Raw genomic sequence first — 15,731 nt, forward strand, 5'->3', positions numbered from 1 at the left:
CGTACTCAGTGAGTGCGGGGCGTTTTTTTATGGCCCTGAAAAGCAAAAGATCGCAGCCTTCGGCAGCTCCTACAGGGTAAACACAAATCCAGTGTAGGAGCTGCCGAAGGCTGCGATCTTTTGATCTTGTCTTTTGATCTTAACCGCGCGCCTTGTCGATCAGCTCAATGTACTCGGCCGCGTTACGCTGATCCTTGATCAGATCAACAAACGTCTGGCCCTGCTCATCCTTGCCATCCACGTCGTAACCGGCAGCCACGAAGAACGTCAGGAAGCGCTCGAAATCGTCGATGCGCAAACCACGATAAGCCTTGATCAGTTTGTGCAGCGACGGCGAAGTGGCGTCGACCGGTTCAAAATCGAGGAACAGCTTGATCTGCTCATCGCCGATCTCGTCACCAATCACCTGTTTCTTATCTTTACGCATTGCCGACTCCAGCTCGCAGACATTACACGGGGCGGGCAGTTTACCCCTGCCCAGCCTCAAGGCTCAACGCGCACGAACGGCTCCGGTGTGCAGATCGGCCCAGATGTGGCCGTTGGCGTAACTGAGGAACTGTACATACACGGTGTCGTTGCGCAGCAGGTCGATCACCACCCGGTACTGGGCCAGCGGGTAGAACAGGGTCAGGGTTTTGCGCGTGTCGTCATAAACCGGTTTTTTCAGGCTTTTGCTTTCGCCGTCGAAATTGACCAGCACCTGGGTGATGGTTGCGCCCTTGTTCAACGATTTGCCCTTGAGGCGGATCATCAACGGTGAGGTCACCGGAATCGGCTGCTGATTGGACTGGCGTTGCGCACCGACCACCACCGAATAATCGGTGACCTGCAGCAGTTGTTGCTGCTCGGGTTCGGCATCACGCAGGGTCAAGTCGTCCGGCGGTAGAAACTGACTGTGCATCGGCGCCGGGGCGGCGGCCAGGGGCAGGCTGAGGGTCAGCAACAGGGCGGTAAAGCTGCGGATCAGAAGGCTCATGACAGGCTCCGGGGGCGAGGCCGAGCACTCTAGCATGGGATTAAAAGCAAAAGATCGCAGCCTTCGGCAGCTCCTACAGGGTGTACATCAATCTCCTGTAGGAGCTGCCGAAGGCTGCGATCTTTTGATCTTGCTTACATGCCTTTAACGGCAAAGATCCCGTTGGCGTTACGCCAGTAGCCTTTGTAGTCCATGCCGTAACCGAAGATGTAGCGGTCAACGCATGGCAGGCCGACGAAGTCTGCCTTCAGGTCAGGACGCGCCTTGCGGTCGTGGTCCTTGTCGATCAGCACGGCGGTGTGCACTTTGCGGGCGCCGGCGTGTTTGCAGAAGTCGATGATCGCGCCCAGGGTGTGACCCTCGTCGAGGATGTCGTCGATGATCAGCACGTCGCGGTCGATGAATGAGACTTCCGGCTTGGCTTTCCAGAACAGGTCGCCGCCGCTGGTTTCGTTACGATAACGGGTGGCGTGCAGGTAGGAGGCTTCCAGCGGGAACTGCAGATGAGTCAGCAGTTTGCCGGAGAAAATCAGGCCGCCGTTCATCACGCAGAACACCACCGGGTTGCTGTCGGCCAGTTGTTCGTTGATGTGTGCACCGACGCGGGCGATGGCGGCCTCGACTTCAGCTTCGGTGTACAGGCAGTCAGCCTCTCGCATGATTTGACGGATATGCTCGAGATCAGCGGACATGGCGCTCTCCAGGGGTGGCGGAATTGGAAAAGCGGGCAAAGGTACGCATCCCGCGAGGTCGAATCAAGCGTTAATGGACTAACGTACTCAATGTCCTATAGGACATCACCCTCGGATAGATTAATCTAGGCCGGTTTTTTTGCCCGCCGCCGGAGTTTTTCCATGCCCATCCTCGAGATCCGCCATCCGCTGATCCGCCATAAACTCGGCCTGATGCGCCGCGCTGACATCAGCACCAAGAATTTTCGTGAGCTTGCTCAGGAAGTCGGCGCCCTGTTGACCTATGAAGCTACCAAAGACCTGCCCCTGGAAACCTACGATATTCCAGGTTGGTGCGGCACCGTGTCGGTGGAAAAAATCGCCGGCAAGAAGATCACCGTCGTGCCGATCCTGCGCGCCGGCATCGGCATGCTCGAAGGCGTGCTGAGTCTGATCCCGGGCGCCAAGGTTTCCGCAGTGGGCGTCGCCCGCAACGAAGAAACCCTGCAAGCGCACACCTACCTGGAAAAACTGGTTCCGGAAATCGACGAACGGTTGGCGATGATCATCGACCCGATGCTCGCCACCGGCAGCTCCATGGTCGCGACCATCGACCTGTTGAAGAAAGCCGGCTGCAAGGACATCCGCGCGATGGTGCTGGTCGCAGCGCCGGAAGGCATTGCTGCCGTAGAAAAGGCTCACCCGGACGTGACCATCTACACCGCGTCCATCGATGAGCGTTTGAACGAGCACGGTTACATCATCCCTGGGCTTGGCGACGCCGGTGACAAGATCTTCGGCACCAAGCAGAAGGACGCGTAAACATGCAGCAAGAGTTCAACGATCCGCTCTGGCGCACGGTGCTGTCCGGTGCCCAGATGCTGTTCGTGGCTTTCGGCGCCCTGGTGCTGATGCCGCTGATCACGGGTCTTGACCCGAACGTGGCACTGTTTACCGCGGGTCTGGGAACGATCCTGTTCCAGATCGTCACCGGGCGTCAGGTGCCGGTGTTCCTCGCGTCGAGCTTTGCCTTCATCACTCCGATCATTCTCGCCAAGGGCCAGTTCGGCCTCGCCGCGACCATGGGCGGCGTGATGGCGGCCGGTTTCGTCTATACCTTCCTCGGCCTTGCCGTGAAGATCAAAGGCACCGGCTTCATTGACCGTCTGCTGCCACCGGTGGTGATCGGTCCGGTGATCATCTCCATCGGCCTGGCGATGGCGCCGATTGCCGCGAACATGGCAATGGGCAAGGCGGGTGATGGTTCCGAGCTGATCCATTACCAGACCGCGATGATGATCTCGATGCCGGCGCTGCTGACCACGTTGATCGTGGCGGTGTTCGGCAAAGGCATTTTCCGCCTGGTGCCGATCATTTCCGGGGTGCTGGTCGGTTTTGCCATGTCGTTCTATTTCGGCGTGGTCGATACCGCGAAGATTGCTGCCGCGCCATGGTTCGCCCTGCCGCACTTCACGGCACCCGAGTTCAACTGGCAGGCGATCCTGTTCATCGTTCCGGTGGCGCTGGCGCCGGCCATCGAGCACATCGGCGGCGTCATTGCCGTGGGCAGCGTGACCGGTCGTGACTATCTGAAAAAGCCGGGCCTGCATCGCACCTTGCTGGGTGACGGCATCGCTACCACGGCCGCCGGCCTGTTTGGCGGCCCACCGAACACCACCTATGCCGAAGTGACCGGCGCGGTGATGCTGACCAAGAACTACAACCCGAAAATCATGACCTGGGCGGCGATCTTCGCCATCACCCTGGCGTTCATCGGCAAGTTCGGCGCGCTGCTGCAAAGCATTCCGGTGCCGGTGATGGGCGGGATTCTGTGCCTGCTGTTCGGCTCGATTGCCGCAGTGGGGATGAACACCCTGATCCGCCACAAGATCGATCTGGGCGAAGCGCGCAATCTGGTGATCGTCTCGGTGACTCTGGTGTTCGGCATCGGCGGTGTGCTGGTCGGCACTGGCACCGGCCCTGATGACTTCGGCCTCAAAGGCATCGCGTTGTGCGCGGTGGTGGCGATTGCGCTGAACCTGATCCTGCCGGGCAATGACAGCTGGAAGCACAAGAAGGCGGATGAGCCGCTGATCTAAGGCTTTAGATCTTTATTGTCTGACAGATAGCTTTCGCGAGCAGGCTCGCTCCCACATTGATCTTCGGTGCGCTGAAGATCCCCTGTGGGAGCGAGCCTGCTCGCGATGCTTTCAGAGGGCCAACGGCGCTCGTTCACACAGGGTTGCCAACGCCTTCGCCCATTGCGGGTCGTCATTCAGGCACGGCACCAGCACCAGCTCCTCGCCCCCCGCCTCGCGGAACTGTTCCTGGCCGCGATCCCCAATCTCTTCCAGCGTCTCGATGCAATCGGCGACAAACGCCGGGCACATCACCAGCATCTTTTTCACGCCGCTTTTCGCCAGCTCATCCAGCCGCGCCTCGGTGTAGGGTTCGATCCACTTCGCCCGCCCCAGACGCGACTGAAACGACACCGACCATTTGCCATCGGCAATGCCCGCACGCCTGGCGAACTCGGAGGCGGTGCGTAGGCACTGGGCGCGGTAACAGGTGGCCAGCACAGCCGGCGAGGCATTCTTGCAGCAGTCTTCGTTTTTGAAGCAGTGATTGCCGGTCGGATCGAGCTTGGTCAGGTGCCGCTCCGGCAAACCATGAAAACTCAGCAGCAAGTGATCGTAATCCTGCTGCAAGTGCGGTTGGGCGCTGGCGACCAGTGCATCGAGGTATTCCGGCTGATCGTAAAACGGTTGCAGCACCGACAGTTTCACGTCGAGCTTGTTCTCGCGAATCACCCGCTTGGCTTCTTCGAATACCGTGGTGGTGGTGCTGTCGGCGAACTGTGGATAAAGCGGCGCCAGCGTAATGCGCTTGTGCCCGGCGGCGACCAGTTCCAGCAATTTCGTTTCAATCGACGGCTCGCCGTAACGCATGGCCAGTTCCACCGGGCCATGGGTCCACTGGGTGGTCACCTGCTGTTGCAGACGACGGCTCAGCACCACCAGCGGCGAACCCTCCTCCCACCAGATCGACGCGTAGGCATGGGCCGATTGTTCGGGGCGCTTGATCAGGATCAGCGACACCAACAGTCGCCGCACCGGCCACGGCAGGTCGATCACGTACGGGTCCATCAGAAACTGATTGAGGTAGCTGCGTACATCGGCCACCGAAGTCGAGGCCGGGGAGCCCAGGTTGACCAGAAGCAAGGCGTGATCGGTCATGCATCGTCCTATTTCAAAGGCGGCCGGAGAGATCATCCAGAGCCGCGCGCAAATCCGTGAACTGGAAAGTGAAACCCGCTTCCAGCAAGCGTGCCGGCACGGCCCGTTGGCCGCCCAGCAACAGCAATGACATTTCGCCAAGCCCGACCTTCAGCGCCAGGGCCGGCATCGGCATGAACGCCGGACGGTGCAGCACGCTGCCCAGCGTCTTGGCAAACTCGCGATTGCGCACCGGTTTCGGTGCGCAGGCATTATAAGGACCGCTCGCCTGATCGCGGTGCAGAAGAAAATCAATCAGGGCGATTTGATCATCAATATGAATCCATGGCATCCACTGCCGACCATTGCCCAAAGGCCCGCCCAGGCCAAGCTTGAACGGCAGCAACAGCCGCGACAAAAAGCCGCCCTCGGCTGATAGCACCAGCCCGGTTCGTACCAGCACCACGCGCACGCCCAACGCTTCGGCACGCTGCGCGGTTTCCTCCCAGGCAATGCACAACTGGCTGGCAAAATCGTCGATCACCGGCGGTGAATCCTCGGTCAGCTCGCGCTCACCGCCGTCACCGTACCAACCGACTGCAGAACCGGAAATCAACAACGCCGGTTTCTGTTGTCGCGCTTCCAGCCACGCCAGCAGGGTTTCGGTCAGGGTGATGCGGCTGCTCCACAACAACGCTTTGCGCCGATGGGTCCATGGCCGATCTGCGATCGGTGCTCCAGCCAGATTGACGATTGCGTCCAGTGGCTCGTTGCCGAAGTCTTCGAGACGAGCAATACCACGCACCTGCGCACCGCAGATCTGCGCGACTTTCTCCGGACGCCGACTCCACACCGTCAGTTGATGGCCTTGCCTGGACCAATACTGACAGAGCTGACGTCCGATCAAACCAGTACCGCCGGTCAGCAATATGCGCATGACATCTTCCTCGCGTGGCGTTTTACCCGGATCACTAGTCTATTTTTATAAGCAGGGATCTTTTCTATCGGGCAGGCTCTATTGTTTAACCATAGGCCAAGCTGTCAGAACGAGAACGCTAGAAGTTATACCAAAAAACAAAATTGTACAGGTTTCATTGACGGCGTAGTCTGTACAGAAAGGTAAACGAGGCCCCTATGACTGTACCTATCGCAATCATCGGCACCGGCATCGCCGGACTCTCCGCCGCGCAGGCGCTGACAGAGGCCGGACACACCGTCCAGCTCTTCGACAAAAGCCGCGGCAGCGGCGGGCGCATGTCGAGCAAACGCAGCGACGCCGGCTCTCTGGACATGGGCGCGCAATATTTCACCGCCCGCGACCGACGCTTCGTCACCGAGGTGCAGCGCTGGCAAAGCCAGGGCTGGGTCGCCGAATGGCAACCGCAGCTCTACACCTGTCAGTGCGGGCAATTGAATCTGTCGCCGGACGAGCAGACCCGTTGGGTCGGCACGCCGCGCATGAGCGCCATCACCCGCGGCTTGCTCAATGGCCTGGAAGTGCACTTCGCCTGCCGCATCACCGAGGTGTTTCGCGGCGAAGAACATTGGCATTTGCAGGACGCCGAAGGCTTCACCCATGGTCCCTTCAGCCATGTGGTGATCGCCACTCCGGCGCCACAAGCCACTGCATTGCTGGCCGCTGCACCGAAACTCGCCGGCGCGGCCGCCGGGGTGAAAATGGACCCGACCTGGGCCGTCGCCCTCGCCTTCGATACGCCACTGGACACCCCGATCGAAGGTTGCTTTGTGCAGGACAGTCCGCTCGACTGGCTGGCACGCAACCGCAGCAAACCGGGACGTGACACGACGTGCGACACTTGGGTACTGCACGCCAGCAGCGCCTGGAGCCGGCAACACATCGACCTGCCCAAGGAAGCGGTGATCGAGCAACTGCACGGTGCCTTCGCCGAACTGCTGCACAGCGCCATGCCCGCGCCGACCTTCAGCCTCGCCCACCGCTGGCTCTATGCGCGCCCTGCGACCGGCCACGAATGGGGCACGCTGGCCGACGCCGATCTGGGCCTGTATGCCTGCGGCGACTGGTGTCTGTCGGGGCGCGTCGAGGGGGCCTGGCTCAGCGGCCAGGAAGCTGCACGCCGTTTGCATGAACACTTGCAATGAACCGCATCAATCCGCAAAAGCTGCTGCTCTCGAAGTGGACAGCAGCCCACCCGCAAAACCGTGAAAAGCATTTTCTGGTCACCGAGCTGTTCCGTGATGAGGAAGGTACGGTGCTGGAGATCGAGTTGCAGGCAGTCCTGACGCAGCGCAGCGAAAGGCTTGAATGGCAGCGCCTGAGAATTTCGACTGAATGGCTCCAGGGCTGGAAGTAAACACTCCCGTGATCCGACGCCTTCGCGAACTAGCTCGCTCTCACAGTTGAGAGCGTTAAACCTGGAAAAACTTATACAAATGAGTTGACTTGTACACGCATGAATCTATGCTGAGGAAAAGTTGTACAGAAATAAATACCTGTACAGGAATAGATTCGAGGTGTGCATGTCCGATCTTTCTGCTTTGCGGCCCAAAATCGCCATCAGCGCGTGCCTGATGGGCGCCGAAGTGCGCTACAACGGCGGGCACAAGGAATCGCGGCTGTGCAGCCGCACACTCGCCGAGCATTTCGAATTCGTCCCGGTTTGTCCTGAAGTCGCGATTGGCCTGGGCATTCCTCGCGAGCCGATCCGGCTGGTCGGGGATCCGGACGCTCCTGAAGCGGTCGGCACCGTCAATCCGCAGATCAATGTCACCGAACCGCTGGCAGCCTACGGGCAGAAAATGGCCGGCGAGCTCAATGACATCTGCGGCTACATCTTCATGCAACAGTCGCCTTCATGCGGTCTGGAGCGGGTCAAGGTCTATCACGCCAACGGCGCGCCGGTGAATGGCGGCGGCCGTGGCATCTATGCCCAGGCGTTCTGCGCACAGCACCCGGATCTGCCGGTGGAAGAAGCCGGACGTCTGAACGATCCGGTGTTGCGGGAGAACTTCATCACCCGCGTACTCGCCTACAGCGCCTGGCAACAAGTGCTCAAACAAGGCTTGAGCCGCCGCGCACTGACCGAATTCCACTCGCGCTACAAATACCTGTTGATGGCGCACAACCCTGAGCAATACAAAGCCTTGGGCAAATTGCTGGGCAACATGGCCCAGACCGATCCGGTCGAACTCGGCCCGCGCTATTTCAGCGAGCTGATGAGCGCGTTGAAGAAATGCGCCACCCGCCGCACCCACAGTAACGTCCTGCAGCACATCAGCGGCTATCTGAAACAGGCGATCAGCCCTGAAGACAAACAGGAAATGCAACATGTCATCGGCCAGTACCGTCACGGCATCGTGCCGCTGGTGGTGCCGCTGACCTTGCTCAAACATCATTTTCGCCAACACCCGGATCCGTACATCGCGCAACAGGTGTACCTGCAGCCGCATCCGGAAAACCTCAGCCTGCGAAACGCCATTTGATGAACGACACACTCGACAGCAGCGCCCGGGAAGACCTCGGTGCGGACTTCAAGAAAGCCCTCGACGAGGGCTGGCTGCCCATCCGCGAAGTGGCGCGGCAGACCGGCGTCAACGCCATTACCCTGCGCGCCTGGGAGCGCCGTTACGGGTTGATCGTGCCGCAGCGCACGCCCAAGGGCCATCGTCTGTACTCCAGCGAACATGTGCAACGGATCCTGACCATTCTGACCTGGCTCAACCGAGGCGTGGCGGTCAGTCAGGTCAAACCGTTGCTCGACGCGCCGCAAGCCTTCACCGAGACGGTGGAGAATGACTGGCAACGACAGCGTCAGTCCTTGCTCGGCGCCGTCATCCAGCTCAATGAGCGCAATCTCGACGACAGCATCAACCAGGCCATGGCCCTGTACCCGCCACGCACGCTGTGCGAGCAATTACTCCTGCCGCTGCTGGCCGAACTCGAACAGCGCTGGCAAGGACAGTTCGGTGCGCAGATGGAGCGTGTGTTCTTTTATTCGTGGTTGCGCAGCAAATTCGGCGCGCGCATCTACCATAACAATCGGCAATTGCACGCTGCACCGCTGCTGCTGATCAATCACTCGGACCTGGCGCTGGAACCACACCTGTGGCTCTGCGCGTGGCTGATCAGCAGTGCCGACTGTCCGGTACAAGTGTTCGACTGGCCTCTTCCGGCCGGAGAACTGGCGCTGGCGGTCGATCACCTGCAAGCGCGAGGAGTGCTGCTGTATTCCAGCAAGGCAATGAACCTGGCGCAGCTGCCGAAACTGCTGAACGGCATCAGCGCGGCAAAAATGCTCGTCGGACCAACGGTATGCATCCACCAGACCGAGTTGTCCGTAAGACCCCTTGAGATCGCTGATTTGATCCTGGCCGAAGATTCGCTCTCGGCGCATCAGGTACTCGTTCAGCGTGGGCTGATTTAATGGAAACCGCGATGCAATTGATCTGGCTGCGCAGCGACTTGCGCCAACATGACAACACCGCCCTCGCGGCTGCCGCTGCGCGCGGCCCGACGGTTGCCGTGTATCTGTTGAGCCCGCAGCAGTGGCTGGAACATGACGACGCGGCGTGCAAGATCGACTTCTGGTTGCGCAACCTGCGTGAATTGAGTGCCAGCCTTGGCGCGCTGAATATCCCGTTGCTGCTGCGCACTGCCGACCATTGGGATCAGGCACCGGCGGTGTTGCTTGAGCTTTGCCGGCAACTGAACGTGGAAACCGTGCACGCCAATGAAGAATACGGCGTCCACGAAAGCCAGCGCGACGCCGCAGTCGCCGCGACCCTGAGAACCAGAGGCATCGCGTTTCACAGCTACCTCGATCAACTGCTGTTCAGACCCGGCACGGTACTGACCAAAACCGAAACTTACTTTCAGGTGTTCAGCCAGTTTCGCAAGGTTTGCTATGAGCGCCTGCATCGTTCGGTGCCAGCGTTGGTAAAAGCCCCCGGCAAGCAAGCGAAGCTGAATGTCGACAGCGATCCGGTGCCGGCCTCAATCAAAGGTTTTGCACCACCGAGCGAGTCATTGCGCGCCCTGTGGCCGGCTGGCGAACAGGAAGCCCGACGCCGTCTCGACACCTTCGCCGATGCGCAGATCGACTACTACCAGAGCGAACGCGACTTCCCGGCCAAACCCGGTACCAGTCAACTCTCGGCCTATCTGGCCGCCGGGGTAATTTCGCCGCGCCAATGCCTGCATGCGGCCCTGCAAAGCAATCAGGGCGAGTTCGACAGCGGCAAGGTCGGAGCGGTGACCTGGATCAACGAGCTGCTGTGGCGTGAGTTCTACAAGCACATTCTGGTGGGTTATCCACGGGTGTCGCGTCACCGCGCGTTTCGCACGGAAACCGAGGCCCTGGCCTGGCGTGATGCGCCGGACGATCTGGCCGCGTGGCAAGAAGCGCGCACCGGTTTGCCGATCATTGATGCGGCCATGCGCCAATTGCTGGAAACCGGCTGGATGCACAACCGTCTGCGGATGGTGGTGGCGATGTTCCTGACCAAAAACCTGTTGATCGACTGGCGTGAAGGCGAGCGTTTTTTCATGCGGCACCTGATCGACGGCGACCTGGCAGCGAACAACGGCGGCTGGCAATGGAGCGCTTCGACCGGTACTGATTCGGCACCGTACTTCCGTATTTTCAACCCGATCAGCCAATCGGAAAAATTCGACAGCGAAGGCTTGTTCATCAAGCACTGGCTGCCTGAGCTGGCTGGCCTGAACAAGAAAGAAGTACATGACCCGGCCAGCGCCGGCGGACTGTTCGGCGTCGCCAACTATCCGGCGCCGATCGTCAATCTCGGGGCTTCGCGCGAACGCGCGCTGGCGGCTTTCAAGAACCTGCCGTCGCGCTCGTCTACAGGAGAGGTCCATGAGTGAATTCCTGCGCCGCTTCGCCCACCAGTTTGCCGGGTTGAACAAAGACAACTTGCAACGCCTGGGCGAGCTGTACAGCGATGACATTCACTTCACCGACCCGCTGCATGAAGTGCAGGGTTTGAAACAACTGCGCCATTACTTCAGCGAGTTGTATGCCAACGTCAGCGAGCTGCGCTTCGATTTCCACGGCTTCGACCAGATCGCTGACGGCGAAGGCTACTTGCGCTGGGTCATGAGTTACCGCCACCCGCGTCTGGCCGGCGGCCGTTTGATTCGCGTCGCCGGGTGTTCGCACCTGCTCTGGCGAGACAAGGTTTATCGCCACCGGGATTATTTCGATGCCGGGGCCATGCTGTATGAACATTTACCCGTATTGGGCCGGGCGATCGCCTGGTTGAAAAGGAGAATGGGATGAGTCGTACACCTCCGCGGCGGTATTGGCTGACCGGTGCCAGCAGTGGCATCGGCGCAGCACTGGCTGAAGAGATTCTGAAAAGCGGCGCGCATCTGGCCGTCAGCTCGCGGCAAGTGGCACCACTCAAAGTGTTGTCGCAACGCTATCCGGGGCAAGTGCTGGTGGTGGCGGGCGATCTGACCAACAGTCAGACCGTGCGCGAAATCGGTCAGCAGATCGAACAGGCCTGGGGGTCACTGGACAGCGTGATTCTCAATGCCGGCACCTGCGAATACGTGGACGCCCGACAGTTCGATGCCTCGATCATCGAATACGTGGTGCGTACCAACCTGCTCGCCAGCAGTTACTGCATCGAAGCCGCCCTGCCGTTGTTGCGCAAAGGTACCGCGCCGCATCTGGTCGGCATGGCCAGCTCCGTGACCTACCTGCCGCTGCCTCGGGCCGAAGCCTACGGCGCGTCGAAAGCCGGGCTGCGCTATCTGTTCGAATCGCTGCGCATCGATCTGGCCGTCGAGGGCATCGAAGTCACCATCATCAGCCCGGGTTTTGTCGAAACCCCGCTGACCGCGAAAAACGACTTCCCGATGCCGTTGAGCTGGCCTGTGGATAAAGCCGCGCGGCACATCTTCGCCAAGCTCAAGGACCGTCCGCTGGAAATCGCCTTTCCGGCACTGTTCATGGCGGCGCTGTGGCCACTGTCTAAACTGCCGGCGCGCCTGCAACTGGCGATCGGCAAGCGCATGGTGCGCAGCAACCCACCGCTGCGAGACCCGATATGAAGATTGCCATTGTCGGCAGCGGGATCGCCGGCCTGACCTGCGCCTACCTGCTCAATCGCCGACACGACGTCACGGTGTTCGAGGCCAGCGACTGGGTGGGCGGCCACACGCACACCGTGCAGGTAACCGTCGACCGCCGCGAATACCACGTGGACACCGGCTTCATCGTGTTCAACGACTGGACCTACCCGAACTTCATTCGTTTACTCGGCCAGCTCGGTGTGTCGTTCAAGCCGACCGAAATGAGCTTCTCGGTGACCGACCCGGACACCGGCCTGGAATACAACGGCAATAACCTCAACAGCCTGTTCGCCCAGCGCAGCAACCTGCTGTCACCGGGCTTCTGGGGGATGTTGCGCGACATCCTGCGCTTCAATAAAGAAGCCCAGCGCGACCTCGCCGAACAGCGGATCGCCGCCGACACCACCCTCGACGATTACCTCAAGGCTGGCGGTTACGGTGAACGTTTCATCCTGCACTACATCGTGCCGATGGGCTCGGCGATCTGGTCGATGCCGATGGCCGAAATGCTCAATTTTCCACTGCAATTTTTCGTGCGCTTTTTCAAGAATCATGGCCTGTTGTCGGTCAGCGATCGCCCGCAGTGGCAGGTGATCGAGGGCGGCTCAAGTGCTTATGTCGCGCCGCTGACCGCCGCGTTCGGGGACAAGATCCGTCTCAGTTGTCCAGTGACGCGCATCGATCGCGATGAACACGGCGTGGTTATCCACAGCCCGGCCGGCATCGAGCGTTTCGACAAGGTTGTACTCGCCTGTCACAGCGATCAGGCCCTGCAACTGCTGGGCACGCCCAACCATAATGAACGCTCGATCCTCGGCGCCCTGCCTTATGCCGATAACGAAGTCGTATTGCATACCGATACCCGTCTGCTGCCGACCCGAAAACTGGCGTGGGCCAGCTGGAACTATCGCTTGAGCGGCGCCGGCCATACTCACGCGGCAGTCACTTACGACATGAACATCCTGCAGGGCATTCAGAGTGACACCACGTTCTGCGTCAGCCTCAACCAGAGCGCCGGGATCAGCCCGTTCAAGGTACTCGCCAAATACACCTACGCCCACCCGCAATTCAGCCTTGCGGCCGTTGCGGCGCAAAACCGCTGGGCCGAAATCGACGGTCAGCAGCACACCCACTACTGCGGCGCTTACTGGGCTAACGGCTTTCATGAGGACGGCGTGGTCAGCGCATTGCGCGTGGCCGCCGCGTTCGGGGAAAGCTTATGAACAGCGCCCTGTACAGCGGCTGGATCGGTCATCGGCGCTTTGCGCCCAGACGCCACGAATTCCGCTACCGCATCGGACTGTTGTACCTCGATCTGGCCGAACAGGACGCCGTGTTCGAACTGTCGCCGTTTGCCAGCCGCAGCCGTTTTGCGCCGTTTTCGTTTCGCGAAACCGATTACCTGAAAGCCTTTACCGCCAGCGGCATGCGCCTGATCGACGCGGTACGCCAGCAGGTCGCAGGCGCCCTTGGCTATCAGCCGCAAGGTTCGGTCTGCCTGCTGACCCAGCCGCGCAGTTGGGGTCTGGCGTTCAATCCGGTGAGCTTCTTTTATTGTCACGAAGCCGACGGGCAACTGGCGGCGATTCTTTGCGAAGTGACCAACACGCCGTGGCGCGAACGTTATCACTACGTTTTGCCCGCCCGCACGCCGACCCACTTGCAAGACTTTCATCAGCATTTCGCCGTGGCCAAGGCCTTTCATGTTTCGCCGTTCCTGCCGCGCGATCTGGAGTACCGCATGAGTTTCAGCCCGGCTGCGCAAAACCTCGGCGTGCACATGGCCGACTGGCAGGGCGACCTCAAGCTGTTCGACGCCACGCTGAACTTGCAACGCGAGCCCCTTGATCGCCGCAGCCTGCACCGCTACTTGCGGCGTTTTCCGTGGATGACCGCGAAAACCTGTCTGGCCATTTATTGGCAAGCCCTGCGCCTGTTGCTCAAACGCGCGCCGATTTTTGCTCATCAGGCTGCCGACGGCAGCTTCCAAATCGCCACTGTGCCTCCCAAGGAGCACCGCCATGAAATCCTCTAGCCTGACTGTCAGTCGCTTCAGCACCAACGGCTTGACCGGCTCGCTGCTGCGGCGCGGCGTATTGCGGCAACTGAGCCGACTCAAACACGGGCAATTACTGGTGGTCGAGGACGGCGAACGCCTGATGTTCGGTACGCCGGGCAGCCACCTGCTCGGTGAAATCCATGTCCAGGATGCAGCAGTGTGGGGCATGGTCGCCGGCAACGGCTCGATCGGTGCCGGTGAAGCGTTTATCCACGGTTACTGGAGTTCGCCGGACCTGACCGCGGTGGTGCGCGTGTTCGTCAGCAACCTCGACGTACTCGACGCCATGGAACGCGGCCTGGCCCGCCTCAGCCGGCCACTGGTGCAAGGCCTGCACTGGCTCAACCGCAACACGCGCAAGGGCTCGCAGAAAAACATCGCCGCGCACTATGACCTGGGCAACGATCTGTTCGAACAGTTTCTCGACCCGACCATGATGTATTCGGCCGCGCAGTTCCTCACGCCCGAGGACAGCCTGGAACAGGCACAACTGAACAAGCTGGAGCGGATCTGCCAGAAGCTCGCGCTCCAACCCGAAGACCACCTGCTGGAGATCGGCACCGGCTGGGGCAGCATGGCGCTCTACGCCGCGCAGCATTACGGTTGCCGTGTCACCACCACGACCCTGTCGAAAGAGCAGTACGCGTTTACCGTCAAGCGCATTGAAGCCCTGGGGTTGCAGGATCGGGTGACGCTGCTGCTCAAGGATTACCGCGACCTTACCGGCGAGTACGACAAACTGGTGTCGATCGAAATGATCGAAGCGGTCGGCCATCGCTTCCTGCCGACCTACTTCAAACAATGCGCGCACCTGCTCAAGAGCAACGGCCTGATGCTGTTGCAGGCAATCACCATCCGCGAGCAGCGCTACGAGCAGGCCAAGCGCGGCGTCGACTTCATCCAGCGCTACATCTTCCCCGGCGGTGCCCTGCCCTGCGTACAAAAGATGCTTGAAGTGGTCAGCCGCGAGACCGACATGAACCTGCTGCACATGGAAGATTTCGGCCTGCACTACGCCCGTACCCTGCGCCTGTGGCACGAAAACTTTCGCCGCGCCCACGGCCGCTTGAGTGAATTGGGTTACGACGATTACTTCCTGCGGCTGTGGGAGTTTTACCTGTGCTACTGCGAAGGCGGTTTTCTGGAGCGCACCATCGGCACGGCGCAATTGCTGCTGGCGAAACCGGCGGCCATGCCGGCGCCGTTGCTCGGGCGCTTCGATGCTTGAGCGAGTGGCCAATGCCGTACTGTTTCAGGTCGGCTGGCTGGCTTGTGTCATCGGCGGCAACAGTCTGTGGCTGCTGCTGGCGCTGGCGGTGCTGGTGATTCATCTGGGCTGGATCAGCAGTTGGGCGGCGGAAGGTCGCTTGATCCTCAGCGTGGTGATTGTCGGCACGGCGGTAGACAGCCTGTTGCGGGCCACCGGGGTGTTCGAATTCCAGGATCTGTCGCCGCTGATTCCGCTATGGCTGATGCTGCTCTGGGCCTTGCTCGCCACCACGTTGCGGCATTGCCTGCAGTGGAGCGCCCGTCCCTGGTGGCTGGCCAGCGGACTCGGCGCAGTGGGCGGCGCTGTCTCCTATTACGGCGGCGGACATCTGGCCGGCGTGCGATTCCCCTACGGTGAAGTGCCGACCCTGATCGGCATCGGCCTGCTGTGGGCCCTGCTGTTTCCGTTATTGCATGCCATGGCGCGGCGCTTGAGCCACTGAGCGTCTGTCAGACCTTTCACACG

General features: G+C 60.5%; 18 protein-coding genes. 13 read left to right on the top strand and 5 right to left on the bottom strand.

The window, feature by feature from the left end; all coding sequences use genetic code 11:
• Positions 1-139: 139 nt before the first annotated feature.
• The 3 genes from HXW87_RS27280 to HXW87_RS27290 all read right to left on the bottom strand — a co-directional run bounded on the left by HXW87_RS27280 (position 140) and on the right by HXW87_RS27290 (position 1,668).
• Positions 140-427 carry a PA4642 family protein gene (locus HXW87_RS27280; RefSeq protein WP_041072426.1) on the bottom strand — a complete coding sequence of 96 codons (288 nt, stop codon included), beginning with the start codon at positions 425-427 and terminating at the stop codon, positions 140-142.
• A 63-nt stretch (positions 428-490) separates the two neighbouring features.
• Positions 491-976 carry a hypothetical protein gene (locus HXW87_RS27285; protein WP_239778103.1) on the bottom strand — a complete coding sequence of 162 codons (486 nt, stop codon included), beginning with the start codon at positions 974-976 and terminating at the stop codon, positions 491-493.
• A gap of 134 nt (positions 977-1,110) precedes the next feature.
• Entirely contained in the window at positions 1,111-1,668 is a 558-nt protein-coding gene (locus tag HXW87_RS27290; RefSeq protein WP_041072430.1) for a hypoxanthine-guanine phosphoribosyltransferase, read from the bottom strand.
• A gap of 162 nt (positions 1,669-1,830) precedes the next feature.
• Here HXW87_RS27290 and upp point away from each other — a divergent pair, with 162 nt between their 5' ends.
• Entirely contained in the window at positions 1,831-2,469 is a 639-nt protein-coding gene (gene upp, locus HXW87_RS27295; RefSeq protein ID WP_041072432.1) for a uracil phosphoribosyltransferase, read from the top strand.
• A 2-nt stretch (positions 2,470-2,471) separates the two neighbouring features.
• Positions 2,472-3,746 (top strand): uracil-xanthine permease family protein, encoded by a 1,275-nt coding sequence (locus HXW87_RS27300; RefSeq protein WP_007951684.1) that lies wholly within the window; start codon positions 2,472-2,474, stop codon positions 3,744-3,746.
• Between the two features lie 111 nt (positions 3,747-3,857).
• Here the strand turns inward: HXW87_RS27300 and hemH are convergent, their stop codons facing one another.
• A complete protein-coding gene (gene hemH, locus HXW87_RS27305) occupies positions 3,858-4,883 on the bottom strand; it encodes a ferrochelatase (RefSeq protein ID WP_182402442.1) in 1,026 nt (341 codons plus the stop codon).
• Positions 4,884-4,896: 13 nt separating this feature from the next.
• Complete coding sequence (locus HXW87_RS27310; protein ID WP_047296476.1) at positions 4,897-5,799, bottom strand: TIGR01777 family oxidoreductase; 903 nt, start codon at positions 5,797-5,799, stop codon at positions 4,897-4,899.
• Between the two features lie 197 nt (positions 5,800-5,996).
• On the opposite strand from HXW87_RS27310, the gene HXW87_RS27315 reads away from it, so the two are divergent.
• From HXW87_RS27315 to HXW87_RS27365, 11 genes are all read left to right on the top strand, one after another.
• Positions 5,997-6,983, top strand: a complete 987-nt coding sequence (locus tag HXW87_RS27315) for an FAD-dependent oxidoreductase (RefSeq protein WP_239778104.1) — start codon at positions 5,997-5,999, stop codon at positions 6,981-6,983.
• Positions 6,980-7,195: a TIGR02450 family Trp-rich protein gene (locus tag HXW87_RS27320; protein ID WP_239778106.1), complete on the top strand. Its 216-nt coding sequence runs from the start codon at positions 6,980-6,982 to the stop codon at positions 7,193-7,195. Before HXW87_RS27315 ends, HXW87_RS27320 begins: the two co-directional genes overlap by 4 nt.
• A gap of 166 nt (positions 7,196-7,361) precedes the next feature.
• Positions 7,362-8,324 carry a DUF523 and DUF1722 domain-containing protein gene (locus HXW87_RS27325; RefSeq protein ID WP_041072444.1) on the top strand — a complete coding sequence of 321 codons (963 nt, stop codon included), beginning with the start codon at positions 7,362-7,364 and terminating at the stop codon, positions 8,322-8,324.
• Positions 8,324-9,265, top strand: a complete 942-nt coding sequence (locus tag HXW87_RS27330) for a MerR family transcriptional regulator (RefSeq protein ID WP_047296481.1) — start codon at positions 8,324-8,326, stop codon at positions 9,263-9,265. The genes HXW87_RS27325 and HXW87_RS27330 overlap by 1 nt, the downstream gene beginning before the upstream one ends.
• 11 nt (positions 9,266-9,276) lie before the next feature.
• Complete coding sequence (gene phrB, locus HXW87_RS27335; RefSeq protein WP_239778108.1) at positions 9,277-10,722, top strand: deoxyribodipyrimidine photo-lyase; 1,446 nt, start codon at positions 9,277-9,279, stop codon at positions 10,720-10,722.
• Positions 10,715-11,137 carry a nuclear transport factor 2 family protein gene (locus HXW87_RS27340; protein ID WP_047296486.1) on the top strand — a complete coding sequence of 141 codons (423 nt, stop codon included), beginning with the start codon at positions 10,715-10,717 and terminating at the stop codon, positions 11,135-11,137. The genes phrB and HXW87_RS27340 overlap by 8 nt, the downstream gene beginning before the upstream one ends.
• Positions 11,134-11,916 carry an SDR family NAD(P)-dependent oxidoreductase gene (locus tag HXW87_RS27345; RefSeq protein ID WP_182402446.1) on the top strand — a complete coding sequence of 261 codons (783 nt, stop codon included), beginning with the start codon at positions 11,134-11,136 and terminating at the stop codon, positions 11,914-11,916. Before HXW87_RS27340 ends, HXW87_RS27345 begins: the two co-directional genes overlap by 4 nt.
• On the top strand, positions 11,913-13,160 hold the full coding sequence (locus HXW87_RS27350; protein ID WP_239778109.1) for an FAD-dependent oxidoreductase: 1,248 nt from the start codon (positions 11,913-11,915) through the stop codon (positions 13,158-13,160). The genes HXW87_RS27345 and HXW87_RS27350 overlap by 4 nt, the downstream gene beginning before the upstream one ends.
• A complete protein-coding gene (locus HXW87_RS27355; protein ID WP_182402450.1) occupies positions 13,157-13,972 on the top strand; it encodes a DUF1365 domain-containing protein in 816 nt (271 codons plus the stop codon). The genes HXW87_RS27350 and HXW87_RS27355 overlap by 4 nt, the downstream gene beginning before the upstream one ends.
• Complete coding sequence (locus HXW87_RS27360) at positions 13,959-15,224, top strand: cyclopropane-fatty-acyl-phospholipid synthase family protein (RefSeq protein WP_239778111.1); 1,266 nt, start codon at positions 13,959-13,961, stop codon at positions 15,222-15,224. The genes HXW87_RS27355 and HXW87_RS27360 overlap by 14 nt, the downstream gene beginning before the upstream one ends.
• Positions 15,217-15,708 carry a DUF2878 domain-containing protein gene (locus tag HXW87_RS27365; RefSeq protein ID WP_239778113.1) on the top strand — a complete coding sequence of 164 codons (492 nt, stop codon included), beginning with the start codon at positions 15,217-15,219 and terminating at the stop codon, positions 15,706-15,708. The genes HXW87_RS27360 and HXW87_RS27365 overlap by 8 nt, the downstream gene beginning before the upstream one ends.
• Positions 15,709-15,731: the final 23 nt, after the last annotated feature.

It is taken from the genome of Pseudomonas sp. Y5-11 (assembly GCF_022368695.1).
Lineage (GTDB): Bacteria > Pseudomonadota > Gammaproteobacteria > Pseudomonadales > Pseudomonadaceae > Aquipseudomonas > Aquipseudomonas parakoreensis.